1 protein-coding gene is annotated in these 643 nt (G+C 68.3%); it reads left to right on the forward strand.

All coding sequences use genetic code 11. The features are described 5' to 3' along the window. Nucleotides 1-643, forward strand: a 643-nt coding sequence (locus DYI24_RS27445) for a cobaltochelatase subunit CobN (RefSeq protein ID WP_205523724.1), incomplete at both ends; no start/stop codon positions are given.

Genomic DNA, 643 nt, shown 5'->3' on the forward strand with positions numbered 1-643 from the left:
AGGAAATGCAAATCCGCGACGGTCTGCACGTATTCGGCCGCACGCCGCTCGCCGCCCAGCGCGACGAGCTGCTGGTGTCGATCGCGTGTCTGCCGCGCTCCGAACTGAAGCCGCAGGATGCCTCGCTCCATCGCGCGCTGGCACGCGACCTCGGACTAACCAACCCCGACGGGACCGAATTCGATCCACTGACCCGCGATCTGGCTGTGCCCTATGCCGGACCGCGCCCAACAGTCCTCGCCGAGCTGAGCGATCGGCCATGGCGGACCCATGGTGACACCGTCGAGCGAGTCGAAGCGCTGGCGTTGCGATTGGTATCGGCTCTCTCTCCCGTAAGAGGAGAGGGAGCGCAGCCTCAGTCTCTGCCTCACACTCAGCCCGTGCTCGACTGGATCGCCACGTCGCTGCGTCCGGCGATCGAAGCGTCGGGCGATGCCGAGCGCGACGCGCTGCTGCGCGGGCTCGATGGGCGGTTCATTCGGCCGGGGCCGTCAGGTGCGCCGACCCGCGGTAGGCCCGATGTACTGCCGACGGGGCGTAATTTCTTCGCGGTCGATGTCCGCGCGGTGCCGACGCCGTCGGCGTGGCGGATCGGCCAACTCGCCGCCGAGCGGCTGATCGAATCCTATTGGCAGGAGGCCGG

This window comes from Rhodopseudomonas sp. BR0C11 (genome assembly GCF_010820945.1).
GTDB classification, from domain to species: Bacteria; Pseudomonadota; Alphaproteobacteria; order Rhizobiales; family Xanthobacteraceae; genus Rhodopseudomonas; species Rhodopseudomonas palustris_H.